This window comes from Floridaenema fluviatile BLCC-F154 (assembly GCF_041929135.1).
In the GTDB taxonomy this organism is placed as follows: Bacteria; Cyanobacteriota; Cyanobacteriia; order Cyanobacteriales; family Aerosakkonemataceae; genus Floridanema; species Floridanema fluviatile.
Genome location: NZ_JBHFNS010000091.1, coordinates 69380 through 89363, shown reverse-complemented (window position 1 = coordinate 89363; position 19984 = coordinate 69380). Strand labels below are relative to the sequence as shown.

Annotated in this window: 17 protein-coding genes; 12 read left to right on the top strand and 5 right to left on the bottom strand. The window is 39.8% G+C overall.

The features are described 5' to 3' along the window. Nucleotides 1-109 precede the first annotated feature (109 nt). The 5 genes from ACE1B6_RS25600 (at nucleotide 110) to ACE1B6_RS25580 (ending at nucleotide 4973) form a co-directional block, all read left to right on the top strand. Entirely contained in the window at nucleotides 110-1021 is a 912-nt protein-coding gene (locus ACE1B6_RS25600; protein WP_413260113.1) for a cation diffusion facilitator family transporter, read from the top strand. 286 nt (nucleotides 1022-1307) lie between these two features. Further along, nucleotides 1308-2216, top strand: a complete 909-nt coding sequence (locus tag ACE1B6_RS25595) for a hypothetical protein (protein WP_413260112.1) — start codon at nucleotides 1308-1310, stop codon at nucleotides 2214-2216. Nucleotides 2217-2240: 24 nt separating this feature from the next. Beyond that, nucleotides 2241-4169 carry an Hsp70 family protein gene (locus ACE1B6_RS25590; protein WP_413260111.1) on the top strand — a complete coding sequence of 643 codons (1929 nt, stop codon included), beginning with the start codon at nucleotides 2241-2243 and terminating at the stop codon, nucleotides 4167-4169. Between the two features lie 151 nt (nucleotides 4170-4320). Next, a complete protein-coding gene (locus ACE1B6_RS25585; RefSeq protein ID WP_413260110.1) occupies nucleotides 4321-4542 on the top strand; it encodes a hypothetical protein in 222 nt (73 codons plus the stop codon). Further along, nucleotides 4530-4973, top strand: a complete 444-nt coding sequence (locus tag ACE1B6_RS25580) for a type II toxin-antitoxin system VapC family toxin (RefSeq protein ID WP_413260109.1) — start codon at nucleotides 4530-4532, stop codon at nucleotides 4971-4973. The genes ACE1B6_RS25585 and ACE1B6_RS25580 overlap by 13 nt, the downstream gene beginning before the upstream one ends. Before the next feature lie 24 nt (nucleotides 4974-4997). Here ACE1B6_RS25580 and ACE1B6_RS25575 read toward each other — a convergent pair whose 3' ends face one another. After that, nucleotides 4998-5408, bottom strand: a complete 411-nt coding sequence (locus tag ACE1B6_RS25575) for a helix-turn-helix domain-containing protein (protein ID WP_413260108.1) — start codon at nucleotides 5406-5408, stop codon at nucleotides 4998-5000. A gap of 420 nt (nucleotides 5409-5828) precedes the next feature. Between ACE1B6_RS25575 and ACE1B6_RS25570 the strand changes: the two genes are divergently transcribed. Next, nucleotides 5829-6284, top strand: coding sequence for a hypothetical protein (locus ACE1B6_RS25570; RefSeq protein WP_413260107.1), 456 nt, complete (start codon nucleotides 5829-5831; stop codon nucleotides 6282-6284). Nucleotides 6285-6460: 176 nt separating this feature from the next. Here the strand turns inward: ACE1B6_RS25570 and ACE1B6_RS25565 are convergent, their stop codons facing one another. From ACE1B6_RS25565 to ACE1B6_RS25555, 3 genes are all read right to left on the bottom strand, one after another. Next, nucleotides 6461-6745, bottom strand: coding sequence for a type II toxin-antitoxin system TacA family antitoxin (locus tag ACE1B6_RS25565; RefSeq protein ID WP_413260106.1), 285 nt, complete (start codon nucleotides 6743-6745; stop codon nucleotides 6461-6463). 111 nt (nucleotides 6746-6856) lie between these two features. Then, nucleotides 6857-7246 carry an alr0857 family protein gene (locus ACE1B6_RS25560; protein ID WP_413260105.1) on the bottom strand — a complete coding sequence of 130 codons (390 nt, stop codon included), beginning with the start codon at nucleotides 7244-7246 and terminating at the stop codon, nucleotides 6857-6859. A 19-nt stretch (nucleotides 7247-7265) separates the two neighbouring features. Next, entirely contained in the window at nucleotides 7266-7808 is a 543-nt protein-coding gene (locus ACE1B6_RS25555) for an HNH endonuclease (protein WP_459563099.1), read from the bottom strand. 425 nt (nucleotides 7809-8233) lie between these two features. Between ACE1B6_RS25555 and ACE1B6_RS25550 the strand changes: the two genes are divergently transcribed. The 5 genes from ACE1B6_RS25550 to ACE1B6_RS25530 all read left to right on the top strand — a co-directional run bounded on the left by ACE1B6_RS25550 (nucleotide 8234) and on the right by ACE1B6_RS25530 (nucleotide 15919). Beyond that, entirely contained in the window at nucleotides 8234-8572 is a 339-nt protein-coding gene (locus tag ACE1B6_RS25550) for a hypothetical protein (protein ID WP_413260104.1), read from the top strand. A gap of 457 nt (nucleotides 8573-9029) precedes the next feature. After that, a complete protein-coding gene (locus tag ACE1B6_RS25545; protein ID WP_413260103.1) occupies nucleotides 9030-12215 on the top strand; it encodes a WGR domain-containing protein in 3186 nt (1061 codons plus the stop codon). 108 nt (nucleotides 12216-12323) lie between these two features. Beyond that, complete coding sequence (locus ACE1B6_RS25540) at nucleotides 12324-12548, top strand: type II toxin-antitoxin system HicB family antitoxin (RefSeq protein WP_413260102.1); 225 nt, start codon at nucleotides 12324-12326, stop codon at nucleotides 12546-12548. Nucleotides 12549-12587: 39 nt separating this feature from the next. Next, nucleotides 12588-14231, top strand: a complete 1644-nt coding sequence (locus ACE1B6_RS25535) for an SWIM zinc finger family protein (RefSeq protein ID WP_413260101.1) — start codon at nucleotides 12588-12590, stop codon at nucleotides 14229-14231. Nucleotides 14232-14503: 272 nt separating this feature from the next. Next, the gene (locus tag ACE1B6_RS25530) at nucleotides 14504-15919 is read left to right on the top strand and encodes a reverse transcriptase family protein (RefSeq protein WP_413260100.1); all 1416 of its coding nucleotides are present in this window, start codon (nucleotides 14504-14506) and stop codon (nucleotides 15917-15919) included. A gap of 1005 nt (nucleotides 15920-16924) precedes the next feature. Here ACE1B6_RS25530 and ACE1B6_RS25525 read toward each other — a convergent pair. Further along, on the bottom strand, nucleotides 16925-18400 hold the full coding sequence (locus ACE1B6_RS25525; RefSeq protein ID WP_413260099.1) for a hypothetical protein: 1476 nt from the start codon (nucleotides 18398-18400) through the stop codon (nucleotides 16925-16927). Nucleotides 18401-18437: 37 nt separating this feature from the next. Between ACE1B6_RS25525 and dacB the strand changes: the two genes are divergently transcribed. Further along, the gene (dacB, locus tag ACE1B6_RS25520) at nucleotides 18438-19946 is read left to right on the top strand and encodes a D-alanyl-D-alanine carboxypeptidase/D-alanyl-D-alanine endopeptidase (RefSeq protein ID WP_413260098.1); all 1509 of its coding nucleotides are present in this window, start codon (nucleotides 18438-18440) and stop codon (nucleotides 19944-19946) included. The last annotated feature ends 38 nt before the right edge of the window (nucleotides 19947-19984 follow it).

Sequence of the window (19984 nt, the reverse complement as noted above, 5' to 3'; positions counted from 1 at the left end):
TCTTTAACCGCAGATGAAAGTTACTTGGAACCTTTGTTGGCGATATCTAATGAATTTTTGCTCAATTTTCGGTAAACTTTCCAGTATAAAGAACTTATGAGCAGTTACTATGAGTAAAAAATCTCCTCGTTTTTACGCCTTAATTTCCATTGCAGCCGCTTTAGTTACCATTGCTTTAAAAGCTGGTGCATATTTCCTCACAGGCTCAATAGGATTGTTATCTGATGCAGCCGAATCATGTGTTAATTTGGTTGCCGCTTTAGTGGCTTTATGGGCAGTAAGTTATGCGGCTAAACCACCAGATGAAAAACACGCTTACGGGCATTTTAAAGCCGAATATTTTTCTAGTGGTGTGGAAGGTGCGTTAATTTTAGTTGCTGCAATTACGATCGCTGTAGCAGCATTGGATCGTCTTTTGCATCCCCAAGAATTAGAAGAAATAGGAATAGGATTAGCATTATCTTTGGTAGCATCTGTTATTAATGGAATAGTTGCTGTTGTATTATTACGTGCCGGAAAACGCTTGCGTTCGATTACTCTCAAAGCCGATGGACATCACTTATTAACTGATGTTTGGACTTCTGTCGGTGTTGTAATAGCTTTGATTGCTGTACCTTTAACAGGTTGGTTAATTCTCGATCCGCTAATTGCTTTGGTGGTAGCTATCAATATTGTCTGGGCGGGAATGAAGCTTTTACGCGAAACTGGATCTGGACTTTTAGATGCTGGTTTGCCTAAAGAGGAACAACAAATTATTCGGAATATTCTCACTAATTACAATAATCAAAATATTCAGTTTCATGCTTTGCGAACTAGAGTTGCTGGGGCACGTCGGTTTGTTTCTTTTCATGTTTTAGTTCCGGGAGAATGGACGGTAAAGCGAGGTCATGCTTTGTGTGAGGAAATTGAGTTAACTATCATTAATGCGCTTCCGGGAACTTATGTTTTTACTCATTTAGAACCTTTGGAAGATCCAAGTTCTTGGAACGACCAAAATTTAGATCGAACTGTAGGGAATTAGAGAAAATAACTAGTGTGGCTTTCCGAACAAAAGTTAATAGTTTTAGGTGTGAATTTACTCATTGTTGGTTGGGTAAGTTATCAGCATAAAATAGAAGAGAGGAATTACAATTTTTTGAACCGCAGAGGCGCAGAGAACGCAGAGAGAAGAAATGGAGGGGTTGATTAAGTCTTTAAGAAGTATCTAAATTAAATTTTATATAAGATTTGATAGTGAAGTGGGAAAATAAGGTATTTATATTACAAAGATTGATTGGTTTAGAAAACACTGAAATTTGGGTGTTAAAATGCAAACATTATTTACGCTTTTTAGTAAAGAACGTGGCGAACTGGAAACGGAGATTGATAAAGCAACCAGCATGAAACAAGTAGTTCAGCTGGTACAAACCAAAATTGATAATTTGGAAAAAAATTACATTGGCGAACTTAGCGTTTCTCAGGTGCGCTTGGTGAAGTTTTTTCTGGATACGTTGCGTCAGTCTATTGGTACTCTTTCAACTGCTGATGAGGCGACTTTGATTCAGCAAAATATTCAGCAAATTATCGATCGCACCAAAAAAACTTCTCCCAATAAGCTATTACTAAAAGTACTCCAAATACCGATCGGTGTCGGAATTTTCACTTCTCTATTTTCCTTAATTGATGATACTCCAGGTGTGTGGATGCCAATTTTGCTGGTAACAGTGCTTGCGGGGTTGGAAGTGGCGATACAATTTGATAAAAGCAGTAATCAAGATAATGTTGATTTAAGTCAATCTTTGGCAGCTTTACAACCAAGTATTCAGGTAGATAGTAAGTTTTTCTTGGATAATTTGGCGGATATTTTGAGTACGATCGATCGCGCCGTAGCCCAAGTTTCCATAACGAATCAACCCGTTGGTACTGGTGGTATCCAAGAAATGCCAGAAATGTTAGATTTCTTGCAAAAATTATGGGGTGCATCATTTTTAGGTAATCCTTATATGGCGTTAGAAATTAGCAAAATGGTGCCGCAAATTTTGATGGATCAAGGAATTTTAGTTCAGAATTATAAACTAAACGATCCGCAAAGTCCGCGAGAATATTTTGACTTTGAACCGAGTATCGATCGCAATTCCAAAGAATACGTCACCTTAACTCCCGCTTTGTTGAAAGGCGATAAATTACTCCGGCGAGGTAGAGTCATTGAACCAATAAACAAAGTAGCAGAAAACTAACTTTTACTCTAGGTTTTTACTCAAATGAATACACAAGTGACAGAAACAATTGGATTTGATTTAGGACATGGCGAAACAGCCTTAGCTAAGGCTAAAGTAGACAGCATCGAAACTCCAGATATGCTGGAAGTTAACAACAAAAAAATTCAAATAACCGCTATAGGTTGGCATCCAGAATTAGGCGTATTAGTGGGAGATCAGGCTTTAATTCAGGCTGGTGTCGATCGCTTACAAATTGGCTTCAAAGAAAAACCCAACAACTCGCCTAACTATCGCAAAACCATGCGTAGCTTTGTCGAAGCTTACTACACTTTGCTAAAAGAAAGCAAACAAATTGAAGGCGGAGTAAATAGCCAATTTTATGTCGGTTGTCCTTCAGGTTGGTCGCCAACTGAACGGCAAGAATACCAAAGTTTACTAAAAGAATCAGGCATACCTTTAATCTCAGTTGTGCCTGAATCTCGTGCAGCTTTCATGCAAGCAAAAGAAGGCGGAAAGTTAGGATTTAACGAACTAAAATCAACAGTTTTAATCGTTGATATTGGTTCCTCAACTACCGACTTTACCTTAGTTAAAAGCTTGTATGAAATGCCCTTAGATTTCGGACAAAATACTTTAGGCGCATCCTTAATCGACAGAGCAATTTTAGCCCGAACTTTAGCCGAACATCAAGAAGGAGAATTCTTAAAAGAAGTATTTGAAGAATATCCTCACCACAGATATCGCTGTGAAATTCAATGTCGTAAAGTCAAAGAAGATTACTTTTCCAACGAACAGCTATATGCTAGTTCTGGCGCATTTGCTAGAGGTTTTGAATTCATCACTCCGCAAATTCACTTTATCCCCCAAGTGAATAAAGAGATTATGGCGGAAATCATCAATCAACCTTTGCCAGAATTGAATAATAAAAGTTGGGCGCAAGCTTTTCGGGAATCGGTAATAGAAGCGAAACAAGAGTTAGCAAATCAGGGAATTATTCCGAAAGTTGTGTTAATGACTGGTGGCGCTTCACGGATGAAATTTACTCGCGATATTTGCGCGGAAATCTTCCCCGAACCTGACACAAATGTTCGCCCAGATCCTGAACCTGAAAGATGTATTGCGCTGGGTTTGTCTCGTGTGGGAAGATGGGATTTACGCGCCGCTGGATTTAAAGAAGAACTCAACCAATTATGTGAATCTCCAACACTTAAAGAGTTGATTTCTAAACATATTCCTGATTTAATTACTTTGTTAAATCAACCTTTGGCTGATGCTTTAATTGAAAATGCAGTTAAACCAGTTTTAAAAGAATGGCAAAGTAACAAAATTCGTACTTTGGCAGATTTACAAAAGGAAATGGAAAAACGGGCGGAACAATGGTTAAAAAGCGATCGCGCCCAGCAAATCATCAACACTCAATGTATCACTTGGTTTAATCGCAAAATTCAACCCGACTTAGCCACAGAAACCGATCCCATTTGTCAAAGATATCAAATCTCTAAAAGCAGCTTACGCTTTGAAGAAGGAATCGATCCAGCCATAGTTAATCCAAACCTTAACCTGGGCGACGATATCTTAGCAGTTGTAGTCAGCTTTATCATCAACTTAATTATTGCTGGAGGTACGATCGGCAGTCTGCTAACCTTAATATTAACCGGACACTTTATTTTACCCATTTTGTTAGTTTACGGTGCAGCAGTTTTAGGCGAAGGAGTGCGGTTAAATCGGGAAAGATTGGAAGAAATTCTCAGAACAAAATTAGATATTCCTGGTTGGATTCGTTTCTTTGCCGTTGGTGAGAAAAAGATTGACCAAATGTGTAAGGAAATGAAACCCGATTTATCGGAAAACTTGCGAAAGAAAATGTTGGAAAATCAAGGCGCTTTTGATGATTTGATTAACAAAGTTGTGCAACAGTTGAAAAAAGCTTTGTATGCCAAAGCAGAAGAAGCAGTGATTTTGATTCAATAGTTTTTCAAAAATGTAGTTTTCCCAAAAATGAATGTAGAGACGTTGTATGCAACGTCTCTACATTCATTTTTGGGAGAAGATTTATGGGGGGAGAGCGATCGAACTTTTTCTAGATTAAACTAAGAATAACAACATCAAAGGAGTTCATCCAATGCCCCCCGTAAATTATATAGAAATCCTCAAATTAGCAAGACAGCTTTCACCAGAAGAACAACTACAATTAGCAAACGACTTACTTTCAGTAGCACGTCATCGGGTAATGGCTAAACCGACACGCAATTTTATGGAATTAGAAGGGTTAGGGAAAGAAGTTTGGAATGGTATTGATGCACAAGAATATGTTAATAACGAACGCGATTCATGGAATGGTTAATCCAACTGCAAGGACAAGTAGTGGGATTGGATAGTGCGCCACTGATTTACTTTATCGAGCAAAATCCAAATTATGTGGAAATGATGCGGTTTTTCTTTAGAGCTTTAAATCGTGGTGAATTTAGAGTTATCACATCTGTAGTTACTTCAACAGAAGTGTTAGTTTATCCATTGCGACAAGGAAATGAAGCATTAGCTCAACAATACCGTGATTTCCTGTTTAATCAGCCAGGTATAACTACATTGGAAGTTTTTCCCGATATTGCTGAAATTGCGGCACAATTACGGGCAGATTATAACTTACGAATAGCTGATGCAATTCAAATGTCTACAGCTATTCGTGAGGGTGCTGCTTTTTTTCTCACAAATGATGCTCGTTTGCCATCTTTACCGGGGTTAACTGTTTTAGTTTTGGATCAGTTGAGAGGTTGAAGGGATTGAATTTTATTTTTATCTTTAAGCATCATATCGACGTTTACCCATCTCTTTTTGCTGGATTTGAATTTGCTCACGGTTTTTGTCTAAGTACTCCTTTAAGTCTTCTAACGCTACCTGGACAGTTTCTCCGTTTTTGAGATAAACAGTAAACATTTTGTATTCTCGCGTTGGATTGACTAGCATCAATTCATTCAATATCTCATGAGGTGTTGCCGTTTTTAGTTGATAGTGTTTATCTTCATATTGCTCAATTAGGGTTACTAGCAAATCAAACAATTCCGCTTGCTCATCTGTCAGTTCTTCACCTAAATCCATGAGCTTTTCTACTACTTTAACAAGGCGTTTATGCTCATCTTCTGTATGAATAACTCTTGGCAAGGTTTCAGCCAACAATTTAGCATACAGTTCTTTGTTAATTATGCTAGCCATCTATTTCCCTCTCAAATCTTTTACTAGTATCCACATCCCGCCTGGAAATCAATTTCCAGGCTAATAGCGAAACTCCTCTGAAGAGGACTAAATTTTCCCAGAATTTATATCTAAATTCCAGTCCATTTTAATGGACTTTAGCTATTAGCCCGGAAATTGATTTCCGGGCGGGTGAGTGGGGAAGAGTAAGATCTCTTTTATTGATCATTTTTACTACAGGTAAGTCAGTGTAGAGTAAATCCCTAAACAGAATTAAATGAAAGATAACAGAAGAGAAGTAAATAAGCCTTCAAAATTGCTAAAGATAACTGATGATAGAGAAATATATAAGATAATTTTATTGATTTTATTAGTTCTGCGCGTTAGAACTCTGTTTTGGACGGGCATACTTAGCTAGGAGAATTGAGTTTTACCAAAATTATGGCTGGTTTCCTTCACAAAGTAATCTTATCAACTGCTTTGACGCTAGCAGGTGGTATTTATATTATTAATCTATCTCCAGCAATAGCAAGAGATCCATCGCTGCAACAGTTTGTAGCTCAAGTTAGTGTAGTGGACGCAATCCGTTCTCTTGATGGCAAAGCATATATTAGGGCAGCTGATGGGCAAGGATTGGGTATTGTTTCTAGTGACCAGTACGCTGCTGAATCAATTTGCAACAAATACGGAAATTTCGGTAGTCCCTACTCTGGTACAAGTGTGCTGAATCGATATGCAGAATATGGTAGCCCTTATTCCAATATAAGTGCTTTTAATCCTCGTGCCCAAAAGCCTCCAGTTGTAATCTTTGAAGGAGGTGCAATCTTTTTAAGTAAAAATCCTAAACTCGCTAATCGAATAGATCCTGAGATTTTCTTTGGTGTTCTATGTAGATAACAACAAATTTGATTGCTGTTCTCTTCGAGAATTGCCACAAAAGTTTTAGCAATACCTTTTTTATCATTCTGTGCAGCGTATTGCTTGAGATATTCATTTAATTTTGGCACTCCGCAATCGAAAGCATCTTTATCGAAACTGCTATCTAGCGGACGAAAAATCCATTCCACTGCTTCTCACTTTTCGTATTTATCTTGATATTTCTGCATTGCCGATTTTAATCTTTCCGAAGGTTCAGGGGGATTTTCTAAAAGCGATAAAAAAAGATCTCTGTCTCGATCGGACAAAACCAGCGTTTCATGAGTAGCAATATCTTTATTAGCAGCTGCTAAGGACTGAGAAAGTACATAAGAACTTAAACTCATTCCCATCAAAGCAGCTGCTTTTTCCAGAGTCTTTTTTTGTTCTTGATTTAGTTTTAGATCGATTCTGCTTTCTTCGACATTTTGGTTGATAGACATAAGCGATTACTAATGCGCTATGAGACACTATGATTCTGAAATATTATCCAGTAAATGTCCACATAATTGGTAAGAAAAAGGGCGGGCAAGATGCCCACCCTACAAGAGATTTTATTCACTCACGCAAGAGGCAACAATTTGCGCTTGCTGCCACAATTTAAACAAAAAGAATTCAGTTCGATCGCTCATCGTGACGACAAAAACACCTTCATCACACTCAGAACTTGCCGAAACCCAGCTGCCGCGCAAACTAATTTCGACATAATCGACATCGCAAGCACTTACAGAGATAATTTCAGAATCTTCGCGTCTTGCCTCAATTTCCAGACGTTCAATCCCTGGCAAATCAGCAGGTAGCAAGAACGAAGCAGTGCTTGGTTCAACGCAAATATGCCAACCAGCGCGGAGGGACAGAATCACCCGTGTCGTCACCCAATCTTCTAGAGATTGTGCCAGACGCTCTAAATTAAAGCCATTTTCGGTGTAAGTGAGTTTCAGCATTATCGGGTTTCTCCCGCTTTTATTCCAGATTTTCTTGCTGTTCGCGCCAGAACTGTTCGGCAAAAGAGACTGCTGGGTGCATCGGCGCTTTCGGTTGACTTCGCAATAGCATTCCCGCTTGTAAAGGAGTGCGATCGCCCTTTCGAGAATTACACCTTTCGCACGCAGTAACTACGTTATCCCAGCTGTGTTTTCCGCCCTTCGATCGGGGAATCACATGATCCAGCGTCAGATTCTTCGTGCTACCGCAGTATTGGCAGCTATGATGATCTCGCCGCAAAACCTCACGCCGATTCACCGGAGGCACTTTCCACAATCGTTCATTGCTGGTAACAGTCAGACGAATCTGCTGTGGAACATGAAACACTTGGGAAGGCGATCGAATCTGCACAGTCTTACACTTAATCAGATCCAGCGGTTCCGCCTTACCAGTCACCAGCAAAACAACTGCACGCTTAATATTGACTCGACTCATCGGCAAGTAGTTCTGGGAAAAAACCACCACCGACTGTCCTAACACATCTATTGGATTGCGTATCTGCGGTTGCGAAGCTATCGTCACGATTCAACTCCTTATTTAAAAACCCCCGCCTCTTTTTAGTTAGAAGCGGGGGTCAGAAGGTTTCTTAGTTCTTCTTGTTTATGCAGGTACAGTTATTCTGTGCCTGTACCTCCCGCTTCGTTTCGGTAAATTTGCTTCTAGATTAAATAAATGACTGACGAAATTAATAAATTCGCCATCTTTTGACCAATCTCGTTCTCCAAAAATATAGATTCCCCGCAACAGATAATCCACCCCTATACCAATTCCAGCACACCACGAGGCTCGGTTGCCACCGTCGAAGCGTGGGGAAGAAGGCATTTGAGTGGATAGAGTGTGTTGGTAAATCACTGGAGTAGTTGTTGAAAGCTGTATCTTAGAAATCTTACTTTTTAAATACTACACTTGTATTATAGATTTGTCCACCCTTTTTTGGAGAAAAGATCATGCAAGCTGTAACTCGTACCTCTACCACCGATATGGACGTTACCAGCATCCGTTTAGAGAGAGAATTAAAGGATCGACTGAAAGACCTAGCTGGCAATCAGGGATATCAAGCACTGATTCGGGAAATTCTCTGGAATTACGTTCAACAAAAATCAGGTTCGTACAAACCCCAATTTTCCAAATTGGATATCAGGGCAAGTATACCCGCCACAGCGCAAAGAGAAGAACGCTGCGTACTTACAGGACAGTTTATTCAACCCCAAGAACCCATGTTATTAGGACTCACGCGCCAAGGCGAATTGGTGCCACTCAGCGTCGAAAGTTTGGCAGCAGGTTAAACACGCATCCCACCGGGGAACCAAATCCCCGGTTTACAAAAATAATTAAATTAATATAAGTGCCTAGTTATGAGTCTGTACATTTCGATCCCCCTAAATCCCCCTTAGTAAGGGGGACTTTGAAAGGAGTTTGAATCTGGTTCCCCCCTTAGTAAGGGGGACTTTGAAAGGAGTTTGAATCCTGGTTCCCCCCTTGGTAAGGGGGACTTTGAAAGGAGTTTGAATCTGGTTCCCCCCTTGGTAAGGGGGACTTTGAAAGGAGTTTGAATCTGGTTCCCCCCTTTGGTAATTTGAATCTGGTTCCCCCCTTGGTAAGGGGGGTTAGGGGGGATCTAATCTGCGTTACATTAAATTGGATTAAAAGTGCCTTTTCAGTCCTCTTCAGAGGACTTAAGCTATTAGCCAGGGACTTGAGTCCCTGGCGGGATGGAAGAGTTTCGACACAGGAAGAACCACGATGCAACTAATTAAGCGAACCACCCTTCATTATCAAGAAGGAACTTCCGACAAAGTTTATGAAGTCGATCTTTGTTTGGTTGGGAGCGATCGATACGTGGTAAACTTCCGCTACGGTCGTCGAGGCGCAAACCTCAAAGAAGGAGTTAAAACCGAGCAACCAGTAACTTTAGCCCAAGCTGAAAAAGTCTTTGATAAATTAGTCAGCGAAAAGACTAAAAAAGGCTATCAAGATGTTAGCAGCACACTAGTTACTGAAACTCCCGCACCAAAAACCCTGAATCCGCCAAATCCAGACACCCAAAAACAGGCAATTTTAACCCGACTTGCTGATAGAAACGGTAATAAATGGCCTTTAGAAAGAGTAATTTGGCGTGCTGGAGAATTAAAAATTACCGAAGCAGTTCCCGAACTTTTAAAACTGATTGGCACAGGGGAACCTTTAAGAGATTATTGCATAGCTTGGGCATTGGGAAGCTGTGACGACAAAACAGCTTTACCCACCCTGAAAAACTTATACCAAAATCCCCAAACTTCCGAATTCGTGCGGCGAATTTCTTGGGAAGCAGCTTTTAAACTTTCGGAGGAAATAGAAAAGGAGAATTTGCGATCGCAAAAAATAGCCGAACTACCAACGCCATTACAAGAATTAGCTAAAAACGGTTCAGCGATCGAATTCACCAACGCCTTAACCGAATATCTAAAAACTTGCGATTACCAAGGTTTCACTGTCCTCGACACAATCTACCAAATTAATAACGAAAATGTCCGTCCCGCACTCTTAGAAATTCTGCGAACTGCACCCTTTAAACCCAATTATTTCAAACAAATTCGTCATATTTTCAAAATAGCCGAATATCGCTTAGATGCAGAAGTTTTTGGAATTATAGCTTACCGTGTTGAAAAAGAGAAGGCAAATTTTCGTAGCGATCGTAATTTAATAAATCTTCCCGAAGGCGAGCAATTGGTAAGATATGGCTACAAATACAACTCTAACACAAGACGCTGGGATAAAGTCGATCGTGATGAAGTTCTAGAAGAATTAAAAAGCTCAAATTCAAGAATTGCTTACAGTAATTTCACCCGCCAATATCTGCAACAAAGGATCTGGCGAACTCTCCGGGAATTAGGAGAAAGAGGCGATAATAATTATGTGAAAATGGCGGCAAGCATTCTCTTACAATATTCCGACAAAGATGCACAACCAGCGAAACAAACAAATTTTTCACGATGGCAAAGGTTCAACAATAATTGGCAAACCGTTACTGTTAGTAAAAGCTGGGACATCTTCGCTGGATATCTCACATTTAATCACATTCTTTATGAGAATAGCCACCGTTATGAATACAGAGAAAATAACAAAGCGTGGTTATGTAAAGAAAACTATAAACCAGGAGATGAAGAACCAAATGTGCGGGAAGAAGCTTTCCCGAAACTTTGGGAACAACAACCTACAGAATTGTTGAATTTATTATTAGAAAGTAACTGCCAACCAGTACATCAATTCGCCATCAAAGCGTTGCGCGAATGTTCTCAGTTTTGCACAGAATTAGACACAGCAACGATCGTTAAATTACTGAATAAACCTTATGAAGTTACAGCGAGATTTGCCTTTGAATTAGCCCAAAGTCTTTACAACTCTGCTGCACCTAATTTAGAATTAGTGTTAGCCTTGGCAAGTTGCGTAATTCCTGAAGCAAGAACAACAGCTTTTCGCTGGATTGAAGAAACAAGAGAACCCTTTCTCGCTGATGCTAATTTGATTGCTTCTTTAGTCACAAACTCTTTTGCTGATACTCGTCAATTCGCCCGTCAACTCCTCAATTCTTCAATTCTCAATGAGAATACAGCAAAACTTTTAATCGTTAAAATCATCACTGAAATATTAGCATTACCCAACGACGCAGGAGAAAAAGCAAAAGACATCGCGGAAACTCTCTTAACTTGTTTTACTCCGCAGTTACGCACTTTGGGAATGTCAATTATCCAAGATTTGCTGAGATATCCTGTATTAGAAGTGCAAGAATTAGGTGCAAGAATCCTCGTAAATCATGAAACTTCAGCCGAAAATTTACCACCCGGATTAATTGATTCTTTAATAGTCTCAGAATACGAATCAATTCGCGGACTTGGAATTAGAATTTTCGGGCAACTTCCCGATTCTACTTTATTAAATCAGTATTCGTTACTGATGGCAATGGCAACTCATGAATTAGCAGATATTCGTAACGCCATTCGCCCAGTTATTCGCCGCCTCGCCACAGATAATTCTGAGTTCGCTGCTAGGTTAGCAACGGAAATTATTGACATTTTAATGATATCGAAAACAAAGGAAGAAGTTTCTCAGTATCTCGTTCGTTTCTTGAAGGAAGATTTGCCAGAATGGATGACAAATATTAGCAAAGATACTGCTTTGAGATTGCTAAAAGCGAAATCTTCTGCAACTCAGGAATTAGCAGGGTATGTAATCATTGCCAATGCCGATCGATGGGCAGAAGAATTTGAGACAATGGAAATAGTTAAGCTGGCGGATAATGAAATTTTGTCTGTGAGAGAAGCGGCGAGAGAAATATTTCTGAAAAACTTGCCTCGCTTCCGGGGAAATGAAGCAGAAATGTTGTCGGGAGTGCGAATAGTTGAAAGTAAATGGGAAGATACTCAAGAGTTTGGTTTTCGCTTATTCAATACTTTCTTCACTGCGGAAGATTTGACACCCAGCGTGTTAATTACTCTCTGCGATAGCATTAAAGAAGAAGTTCGCAGTTTTGGGCGAAACTTGGTAACTCGCTATTTTCAAGAAGCTGACAGACAAGAATATTTGCTGAAATTTAGCGAACACCCAGCAGCAGATATGCAGTTATTTGTAACGAACTATTTGGAAAGTTATGCTGTTAACGATCCAGAAAAATTGGAGGAATTAACACCTTATTTTATCACAGTTTTATCTTTGGTGAATCGCGGAAGTGTAGCTAAAAAACGCATTTTTGCTTTTTTGAATGGGGAGGCGCAAAAGAGTTTGGAAGCTGCTACCGTAGTAGCAGAAATAATGACCCGACAATCTGCAACAATGGTAATAGCTGATAAAGCAGCTGCGATCGAATGTATGGTAAACATCAAACGCACTTATCCAGATTTAGAATTACCAATTTTAGTCAAAGAATTTAAAACCGCAGAGGAACGCAGATAATAAATTTCAGTTAGTTATTCCTTTCATCTTCTCCCACTTCTCTCTTCTTCTTCTTCCTTCGTGTCCTTCGTGTCTTCGTGGTTAAAAAAAGATTTAGGAGGCAGAAAAATGAATTATCGTTACACTATAGTTATTCAATGGTCTGATGAAGATCAATGTTATATTGTCAGTCTTCCAGAATGGGGAGAGTATTGTCATACTCACGGAGATAGTTATGAAGAAGCACTCAAAAATGCTCAAGAAGTGTTAGAACTTTTAGTAGATACTTACACAGAAGATGGAAAACCTCTTCCCGAACCTATACAATTTGGTAAACCGCTTCAGTTAGTTTGAAATTATCTGATTTATAACAATTCAAGGATAACAATTACTATGGAAGTAAATTACGCTTACAAAGGAAGTACTGCTGTTGTCGATAAGGGCGATCGCACTCAGATGTCATTCTCCCCCGACACCAAGCGCGAACCTACATTTTTCATCGGAGAATTGCGCCAAAACATCGCTTTTCGAGAAGCAATTAGCGCCTTACATGACGTAGTTGTTTCCGACTTGCGTTTCAAACCAAAAGATAAAACCGCATATAAAGAATGGGCGGCAAAACAGTTAGAAATTGATTGGCAAAAAGTAGCGGTACAAAAGCAAGAAATTCTGAACCGGATGCAAGAATTGCGAACAGAATTGAACAATTTGTACGATAATCACTATCAACGCCTCAAACCATACTATGACGCAAGAGAAAAATTCCGTCAATACGTATTCCGCAAACAATTAGACATTTACTTCCTCTTCGATCCAGTAATTACAGTTCACCCAGACGAAATATTTTTTGAATGTTTCAGCGTCGATGAATCAAGTTATGGGCGACTCGGCGCAAGTTACGAAGTCTTTAAAAATATCGATGAATTTGCTTGCGGAACAACTAATATTGATTACTCTCACGATTTGTACAACGAATTTCAGAAAATCCGCAATTACAAGACAACAAAATTAGAAGTCGATCCTTCAGGTTTTGAAGTTAAAACTACTAACGAAGAATCATTTAAAGAAGTCAAAATTGATTTACCAGATAGCTGGGTAAGGGGTTTTTTACAAGTAAGTTCTGCCATGTCTTTACCCGCCACAAAATTCGATTTACACCCAATGGATGTTCACAACCTTTGTTTTGTTTTGCGGCGACATAAAGAAAAACAAGGGCCAAGAGGCATGAGGTATCATTTAACACCTGGACAACCTGTGCGGGTAGTTTTTGAACCTTGGAATATTGAGGTTGTCTGTTCCCGTTCTCCCTACTTGGGAAATGACGAACAAACCATTCGCGTTTGGGGTCGTCGTCGCTTGCACATCTTGGAACGCCTGATTTCCATTGCCAAAAAGTTTACCGTTCACCTACTCGGTACGGGGATGCCTTCCTTTTATGTTGCGGATTTGGGCGATTTGTCATTTACCTTGGGTTTGTCGGGATGGACGAGTAACGATTGGGCGCAAGCGGGGAACTTTGACTTGATGGCACCTCGCGCCGAAGTGGATAACCTGACAAAACAGCAAATTTTCAACGCTTTAAAACAAAATTGGGCAGAACCTCCCGATGTGCTTGCTCGTCGATTGAACTTAGACCGTTCTGTAGTTCTCGGTGCTTTAAGTAGTTACACGCAAGCTGGTAGTGCAATTTTTGACTTAAATAAGCAAGTATATCGGGTGCGGGAATTAAGTCGGGAACCGCTACCAATGGATAAGTTACGTTTTGCTAATGAAAGAGAGGAAAAAGCGACTCGTTTTTTAAGTCAAAATGCCGTCGAAGTTACTTCTTGTACTGGCGATGCTGCTTCTTCTTTGATTTTGCAAGGTGTCGTTAAAGATAAGGGAAATATATATCATCCATCTTTGACGATCGACTCAGATCAGCGTATAATTCAAGCAGATTGTACCTGCAATTGGCACTTACAAAATAAGTTGTTCAAAGGCCCATGCGAACACATTTTGGCTTTAAGAACACATCACGATCGTCAACGCAGGTAACTTTCAAATGCGCTATACCAGTAGGCAACAACAGCCTTGCATTCTGGACAGTGGATCGCTGTCCTTGCGCTTAGTCCGCCCACGCATCACTAGCCCGCTCTTGACTGTGCCTATACTCAGGTACTATCGCTATTACGGTTTGGTTTCTGTGAAACTAATGAGCGATAGTACCTGGTATAGGCTGGAGTTGAGCGATCTAGTCCTGAGATGTTTACGAAGGGGAAACCTACTGGTAATAGCGTTTTATTTTTTGATTACAATCAGCTTGGGATATGACTGAGCAACAACCGAGAACTCGCCAAGAATTATACGATCGCATCCGCCAAACTTCCAGAGAAGAAGTAATTTTAGAAGAAATGATTCGCTTGGGATTTTGGCCCGCAGAAGGGGAAATCCCAGCAGATCCAGCTGATGAAATTCGGCGACGTGGCGAAATAGAACGAGAACTTAATGAACTTTATCGCCTAAATCGTCAAATACATAATGAAACATATCTCAAAAAACAAGTTTATTTACAACGTTTAGAAGAATCAAAGCGAAAACGTCAGGAAAATAAAGAACGCCGGGAAAGAGAAAGACAAGAAAAGGCGGAAGCTTGGCGACAAAGAAAATCACAGGAAATTGTTTATTTAGGCGATAAAGTTTCTGCTGGATTAAATGATGCTGAATACAATCAAGAAAGATTAGAAAGTTACGGTTTACCTGCTTATAATACCGCCCAAGAAATCGCCGATGCAATGGGAATTAGTATTGGAGAATTGCGCTTTCTCGCCTTTTCTCGGAAAACATCGCTAATTACTCATTATGTGCGCTTCAAAATACCGAAGAAAACTACTGGCGATCGCCTTATTTCCGCCCCCATGCCGCGCCTGAAAAAAGCCCAGCATTGGATACTTCATAATATACTCGAAAAAGTTCCTCTACACAATGCCGCACATGGCTTTCGCCAAGATTATTCTATTGTCACTAACGCCCAACCTCATATCGGCGCAGAAGTTATTATTAACTTCGATTTAAAAGACTTTTTTCCCACAGTTTCTTATCGGCGAGTTAAAGGACTTTTTCAATCATTAGGTTACTCAGATATTGCGGCGACAATCTTTGGTTTAATTTGCACAGAACCAGAAGTTACTGAAGTAGAATTAGATGGCAAAACTTACTATGTAGCACTTAGCGAAAGACATTTACCTCAAGGTGCGCCCACTAGTCCAGCGATTAGTAATATAATGTGTCGGAGGCTCGATCGTCGCCTCGAACAAATGGCACAAAAATTAGGTTTTGTTTACACTCGCTACGCCGATGACTTAACCTTTTCCACTTCCGGCGAATTTAGCCGTCATATATGTAATATTTTAAGACGTACTGAATCAATTGTTGACCACGAAGGTTTTGTCATTAATGAAGAGAAAACTCGCATCATGCGAAATACTAATCAGCAAGATGTTACCGGAGTAGTAGTTAACTCTAAACTCAACGTTGATAAAAAAACCTTAAAACGTTTTCGCGCCACTTTGTATCAAATTGAAAAAGATGGTTTAGCGGGGAAACATTGGGGACATTCAGGTAATTTGCTGGCTTCAATTCAAGGTTTTGCTAACTATGTTTCGATGATTAATCCCGAAAAAGCGGCAGAATTTCAAGCGCAAATTGAACGGATTAAAGAGAAATATGTCAGAGGTAAAAAGTAAAGATTAAATTTGGAAATCAAAAGCTGTCAGTCCACTTGTAGGGGCGGGTTTAGAAAGTAGATTTTGTTTCTCACAGATAACCTCAAAACAAAACCCGCCCGTACTGTTGTTAGCCTGCGAATTGGTTCGTAGGCGGACTAAAACGACAGGTGCAATATTTGAGTAAAAGGAATAATCAACCCGTATTTAACTCAAGTTGCTAGTTACAAGTCTGGCTCTTTCTTAGCCCCCCTTAATAAGGGGGGTTGGGGGCAATACCGCTCGGTTAAGGGTAGGGGCGAAGCATTCGGGCAACAATTTATTGCTGAAACCCTAAATTTTCTGTCCGAATGCTTCGCCCCTACAAACCACAAATTTGCTTAACCGAGCAGTATTGGGGTTGGGGGGATCTAAACGTAGTAATCACAGCCTTAGATCCCCCCTAATACCAAATCCAGGTCAGCTATCCCCTTTATGATTGGGCGATTGAAATACGTGCTACGCACACGCTACGCGAACGCTACTACACAAACAAAGTCCGCGGCTCGACTGAGCTTCGCCGAACGTCCTACGCGGACTAAAGAATAGCGGGGGTAAGCTGTTACGCATTTAAATCACTTATTAACGAGTAGGGTGCGTCAGACGGTAAAGCCTATATAGAAAGGAAAATATCTAAATCTGACGCACCCTACAATATGACTTTTAAATGTGTAACAGCTTATTTAAACCGGATTTGGTATTAGCTGGAAAGAAAGGCACTGAAGCGCAACAATTTACTTAGAAAAAATTTGACAGCTTATTAATATTTATGCTAACGGGGAAAGATTGGGGATTAGGGATTGATGAGTTGATGTTGATTTCCTCATCTCCCTCTGTGTTCTAAGCTGTTACGCATTTAAATCACTTATTAAGGAGTAAGGTGCGTCAGACGGTAAAGCCTATATAGAAAGGAAAATATCTAAATCTGACGCACCCTACAATATGACTTTTAAATGCGTAACAGCTTACCTTTTTTACCACTTGGCATTATTGGGCGATCGGCACATTTTTAAATGCCCCAGTTTCCGGGACAAAAATATCTATTGCATAAACTCCTTTGGGGATTTTTAACCATACATAAGTATCTACCGAACTATTTTGGGGAATATCTTTCAAAGCTACTGGTAGAGGAATGTGTTCCAAAGAATTTACTGCTTTGTAAGTTTGTCCAGAAACGGAATTGCTAGCAGTTGTTTCACCTATTTTAATGACATTAGTTTCTAAAACTTTATCATCTAAACGACTAATTCGCATTTGTACGCTGACGATATCAGGATCGCCTGATTTTGGATCGGGAACTCGCTGCACGGAAATTAATTCTACTCTGGCTTTACTACCATAAGCTAATTGAGCAAATTGACCTGGTTTAAATCCTCCATTATTTTCTAAAACTATAGTATGATCTTGCAGATTTGGTACTGCTTTATTTGCTAGTGGAATATTAAGTGGTGGAGTAGTTTCTGGGCTTTTTGTTGAGGAATTTATGACAGTGGGAGGAGGGGGAAGATTAGGGGCTGAGGTTGCAGTTTTGGTTTCTTGATTGACGACATTTGCTGTGGGAGTATTAGTTTTTGGTTGATTTGCGGGTGTTTTAGAAGTAGTTGTTGGAGGTGATGCGGAATTTTGTCCAAGGGCAATTGCTAGGGCATTGGTAATGTCTTGAGTGGTGGGATTTTTGGGTACGGAAACTTCGGGCAAATTGGCATTTTGCATAGCTGATGGCAGAGGATAAGCTGTATTTCCGGGAAGGGGCGCTTTTGGTAATCCAGAAATGCCGCTAATGGGAGGAAGTGCAGAGTTATTGTTTGAGGTTGTAGTTACTGGTTCAGCAATGCCAATTAAGGCGTTTTTAAATTTGATAATGTTGTCGGTAATAATATCCAGTACGATCGCCTTTTGCGGTACTTTTAACACCACATAAGCATCAACAGATTTACCCACCGGAATAGTTGATAAATTGATTATTCCTGAAGATTGTTTTACCGGATCGACTGGTTGATAAGTTTCTCCAGAAATCGAATTTTTAGCAAATGTTGTACCCAAATTAACTGTATCAGTAGCAGTGACTTCTGCGGCATTCCGATAAATTCGCATTTGTACCTTTACTTCATCAGTTTTACCGGGAACTCGCTGCATGGAAACTAATTGTATTTTCCCTTTATTACTTAAAATTGGCTGTAAATAAGAATTTTGTTGAATTGTAGAATTATTTTCTAAAGCTAAATTAGGGGTAGTTACATTGGGAAGATTTGTCGAAGTCTTGGCGGAATCTAGTAAATTTTGTAAGTTTTTCTGGGGAATAGGTGATTCTTGACTAAAACTATCCCAAAATCCGACAGCAGTTAATCCTAAAATGCCAATTATAATACCGACTCCAGCGACAAAAGTCAGAGAACTGTTACCTCCTAGTTGGAATTTTTTGGGAACAGGACGTTGGTAAAAATTTCTATTTGGTGTTTTCATAATTTAAGCTATAAAAATCTAAAGTTTTTGGTGTTCTATGAAATTTAAAAGGCTAACAGCAATTGGGAGAGTGGTTGGTTTCTTAATTTTGTTTTCAGGTTTTCCCTGGAGTGTAAAAGCTGTCTCTGCTGATGCCCAATTACTTGGTTCTACACAGTATATAGTATCAGCTGAGCAGAATTCTGCAAGTAATATTTGTCCGGCTCAATTGCCAGAAGCGATCGATGCGATCGTCGATCGTCCCGAACATCGTCGCCAACATTGGGGCATCTTGATTGAAACTTTATCACCTTCGCGCCACCTTTACAGCCGGAATGCACAACAATATTTTATTCCCGCTTCTAACGTTAAATTATTCACCACCGCAGCTGCTTTGCTGCAATTAGGATCGGACTTTCGTATTCGCACTTCTGTTTATGGCAAAGATGGGATTTTACGCTTAGTCGGACGTGGCGATCCTAGTTTAACAGATGCACAATTGCGCGACTTAGCCCAACAATTACGCCGTCAAGGAATTCGCCAAATTCAACGGTTAATTGTTCAAGATGGTTATTTTCAAGGATTAACACTGCACCCGACTTGGGAATGGGAAGATGTTTATTCAGATTATGCCGCACCTGTCAATAGTTTAATTTTGAATCAAAATGTAGTGGAATTGCAGCTTTCACCCCAAAAATTAGGTCAACCTGTAAAAATTACCTGGAATGACCCTTTTGCCGCTTGGCAATGGCAAATTGAAAATCAAACATTGACAGCGGCGAGTGGAGTAAAAAATGATTTTGAAGTTAACGGAATTTTAGGGAAACCCAGCTTACAAATTCGCGGACAAATAGCTATTGACTCGCCACCCGAAGTATTATCTCTACCTGTAAGAGATCCGGGAGAACACTTTTTGCAGCATTTTAAATTAGCCTTACTTCAAGAAGGAATTACTGTGACACAATCTCAGGTAACAACTAGTACTGAGAAAGTGAATGAACCAGAATTAGCTTTTGTGGAATCACCACCATTATTTCAAATGATTGCTGATACTAATCAACCCAGTAATAATCTTTATGCTGAGGCTTTGTTAAGAACTTTAGGAGTAAATAATTCCTCTAGCACGAATCAGAATACGGCTACTTTGGGTTTAAATTCAATTAAAAACAGTTTGATAAATTTAGGAGTTGATGGTGAAAGTTTTGTTTTGGCAGATGGTTCTGGTTTATCGCGGCGTAATTTAGTAAGTCCTGCTTCTGTGGTGCAAACTTTGCAAGCAATTTCTCAGTCACCTCAAGCTGAAATTTATCGCAATTCTTTACCTGTAGCTGGAGTTAGCGGCACTTTACGCAATCGATTTAGAGAGACTCCAGCGATCGGAATTATTTATGCGAAAACGGGTACTCTAACAGGAGTAGTTACTTTATCTGGATATGTTGATGCGCCGAAGTATCAAAGACTGATTTTTAGCATTATGGTGAATCACTCAAATCAACCTGCACGCATTATTCGGCAATCAATTGATGAAATTGTACTTTTATTAACTCAGTTAAGTAGATGTGAGTAAATTTTTTTACTGTTATTATGGAATTGATTAAGAAACAT

What these genes read in the sequence shown, in the direction of transcription:
- ACE1B6_RS25565 (WP_413260106.1), bottom strand. Translation starts at nt 6,745, where the DNA reads ATGTCTATCAACCAAAATGTCGAAGAAAGCAGAATCGATCTAAAACTA.
- ACE1B6_RS25535 (WP_413260101.1), top strand. Translation starts at nt 12,588, where the DNA reads ATGGAAGTAAATTACGCTTACAAAGGAAGTACTGCTGTTGTCGATAAG.
- ACE1B6_RS25595 (WP_413260112.1), top strand. Translation starts at nt 1,308, where the DNA reads ATGCAAACATTATTTACGCTTTTTAGTAAAGAACGTGGCGAACTGGAA.
- ACE1B6_RS25580 (WP_413260109.1), top strand. Translation starts at nt 4,530, where the DNA reads ATGGAATGGTTAATCCAACTGCAAGGACAAGTAGTGGGATTGGATAGT.
- ACE1B6_RS25585 (WP_413260110.1), top strand. Translation starts at nt 4,321, where the DNA reads ATGCCCCCCGTAAATTATATAGAAATCCTCAAATTAGCAAGACAGCTT.
- dacB (WP_413260098.1), top strand. Translation starts at nt 18,438, where the DNA reads ATGAAATTTAAAAGGCTAACAGCAATTGGGAGAGTGGTTGGTTTCTTA.
- ACE1B6_RS25570 (WP_413260107.1), top strand. Translation starts at nt 5,829, where the DNA reads ATGGCTGGTTTCCTTCACAAAGTAATCTTATCAACTGCTTTGACGCTA.
- ACE1B6_RS25550 (WP_413260104.1), top strand. Translation starts at nt 8,234, where the DNA reads ATGCAAGCTGTAACTCGTACCTCTACCACCGATATGGACGTTACCAGC.
- ACE1B6_RS25600 (WP_413260113.1), top strand. Translation starts at nt 110, where the DNA reads ATGAGTAAAAAATCTCCTCGTTTTTACGCCTTAATTTCCATTGCAGCC.
- ACE1B6_RS25530 (WP_413260100.1), top strand. Translation starts at nt 14,504, where the DNA reads ATGACTGAGCAACAACCGAGAACTCGCCAAGAATTATACGATCGCATC.
- ACE1B6_RS25525 (WP_413260099.1), bottom strand. Translation starts at nt 18,400, where the DNA reads ATGAAAACACCAAATAGAAATTTTTACCAACGTCCTGTTCCCAAAAAA.
- ACE1B6_RS25545 (WP_413260103.1), top strand. Translation starts at nt 9,030, where the DNA reads ATGCAACTAATTAAGCGAACCACCCTTCATTATCAAGAAGGAACTTCC.
- ACE1B6_RS25590 (WP_413260111.1), top strand. Translation starts at nt 2,241, where the DNA reads ATGAATACACAAGTGACAGAAACAATTGGATTTGATTTAGGACATGGC.
- ACE1B6_RS25560 (WP_413260105.1), bottom strand. Translation starts at nt 7,246, where the DNA reads ATGCTGAAACTCACTTACACCGAAAATGGCTTTAATTTAGAGCGTCTG.
- ACE1B6_RS25575 (WP_413260108.1), bottom strand. Translation starts at nt 5,408, where the DNA reads ATGGCTAGCATAATTAACAAAGAACTGTATGCTAAATTGTTGGCTGAA.
- ACE1B6_RS25540 (WP_413260102.1), top strand. Translation starts at nt 12,324, where the DNA reads ATGAATTATCGTTACACTATAGTTATTCAATGGTCTGATGAAGATCAA.